Raw genomic sequence first — 1999 nt, 5'->3', positions numbered from 1 at the left:
CCCTTTTTTATCGGACATGCTCTTCGCCGCGCAGAGGAGCGCGCGGCAGGAAGTTATCAGGAGGCGGCTTTCTTGCTCGCCGCCTTGCGCCGTTTATCCAGATCCTTAATCAGCTTATTGACCCGTTCATCGGCAAACATCTGCTCCAGGGTGACGGACAGCTTCCGGCGCCAGTTCGGGTACTCGGTGCTGGTGCCCGGAATGTTAACCGGCGTCGCCATCTCCAGCCAGTCTTCCGGCTGCAGGCCCAGCAGGGCGCTGTTGCTGTCGGCAATATAACGCTGCATCCCCCGGTTGAGGATCCCCGTCATGCTCATCAGCGAGGCCTTATGGCCGGCGCGCTTGGGCAGACAGCCGTACTTATGCAGCGCGTCCAGCAGCCCTTGTTTCGCCAGCTCGCGGTCCTGGTACAGTCCGCGCAGCACCACCTCATCAGGATAGAGGCCCAGCGCTTTACCTAACGTCAGATCGCCGCTTTCCCAGTAGCCGCGGAGAGTGGGCAGGTCGTGCGTCGTCGCCACAGCCATTGATTGCTCCGGGTACAGCGCCGGCGCGCGGAACGTTTTCTCTGCATCACTCTCAAAATAGAGCACCTTATAAGAATAGACGCCGCTGTTGCGTAACTTGCTGACGATCTCCACCGGTACCGTGCCCAGATCTTCACCGATCACCATGCAGCGATGACGCTGGCTTTCCAGCGCCAGAAGCGACAGCAGATCGTCGACCGGATACTGAACGTAAGCGCCATGGTCGGCGGTTTCACCATACGGGATCCACCACAGACGCAGCACAGACATCACGTGATCGATGCGCAGCGCGCCGCAGTTCTGCATATTAGCGCGCAGCAGGTCGATAAACGGCTCATAGGCGCGGGCGGCAATGATATGCGGATCCATCGGCGGCAGGCCCCAGTTCTGGCCCAGCGGGCCCAGAATATCCGGCGGCGCGCCTACGGATGCTTTCAGGCAGTACAGTTCACGATCGCACCAGGTTTCCGACCCGCCCTCGGCGACGCCCACCGCCAGGTCGCGGTAGAGGCCGATCGGCATGCCGTCACGCTGGCTGGTTTCCCAGCAGGCGGCAAACTGACTCCAGGCCAGCCACTGCAGCCAGAGATAGAAACTGACGTCATCCTCATGCTCGACGCAGAAGGCTTTCACCTCCGGGCTGTCGATATCCTGAAAGGCCTTCGGCCAGGCCGGCCAGCCCCAGCGCAGCGGGTCCTGTTGTACCTGCCAGGCGTGCAGCGCATCGAAAGCCGCCTGCCAGTAGAGGCTTTCCCCTTCGCGCAGAACAAACTCGCGGAACGCTGCCATCTGCTCATCTTCACGACGAGAGAATTGTTTCCACGCCATACGCAGCGCGGTCATTTTCAGCGTAGTGACGGCGGTATAATCCACATCGTCCGTTTCCCGCGCCGCCTGCAGTGCCTGCTGCGTTGCCGGAGACTGCCACCACGCCTGCGCCTCTTCGCTACGCTGGAAATCTTCAACCGCGTTGACGTCGATATAAATAACGTTCAGCCAGCGACGTGAAGACGGGCTATAGGGGCTGGCGCTCTCCGGGTTCGCCGGATAGAGGGCATGAATCGGGTTAAGGCCAATAAACGACCCGCCGCGGCGGGCGATTTCCGGCAGCATGGCCCGCAGATCGCCAAAATCGCCGATCCCCCAGTTTTTCTCTGAGCGCAGGGTATACAGCTGCACGCAGGTGCCCCACAGCTTTTTCCCCTCTTTCAGCGGCTGCGGCTCATAGCAGCGGGCTGGCGCGACGATAGTCCGGCAGTGCCAGCGCTCCCCCTCCTGGGTGAGGGTCAGGGAGTGGTACCCCTCCGGCAGTTTGGCCGGCAGCGGCAGCGTCTCGCCGCCGCGGGTTTTCCCTTGATACTGCTTACCGTCCTCAGTAGTCAGGATCCACTGATACTCACCGCGTCCTGCCACCGGCAGCGACATTTTTTTGCCGTGAGTGAAAATTTTCACGTTCGGCAGCGGGTTAAATT

Annotated in this window: 1 protein-coding gene; it reads right to left on the bottom strand. The window is 61.1% G+C overall.

Annotated features, from left to right (window positions below; translation table 11 throughout):
* Positions 1 to 56 precede the first annotated feature (56 nt).
* Positions 57 to 1999: 4-alpha-glucanotransferase (gene malQ, locus HMPREF9538_RS23470; RefSeq protein ID WP_009484091.1), on the bottom strand; the 1943-nt coding region annotated here is incomplete at its 5' end.

Origin of the sequence: Klebsiella sp. MS 92-3 (assembly GCF_000195655.1) — a bacterium.
Lineage (GTDB): Bacteria > Pseudomonadota > Gammaproteobacteria > Enterobacterales > Enterobacteriaceae > Klebsiella > Klebsiella pneumoniae.
This window is presented reverse-complemented; position numbering and strand designations above follow the sequence as displayed.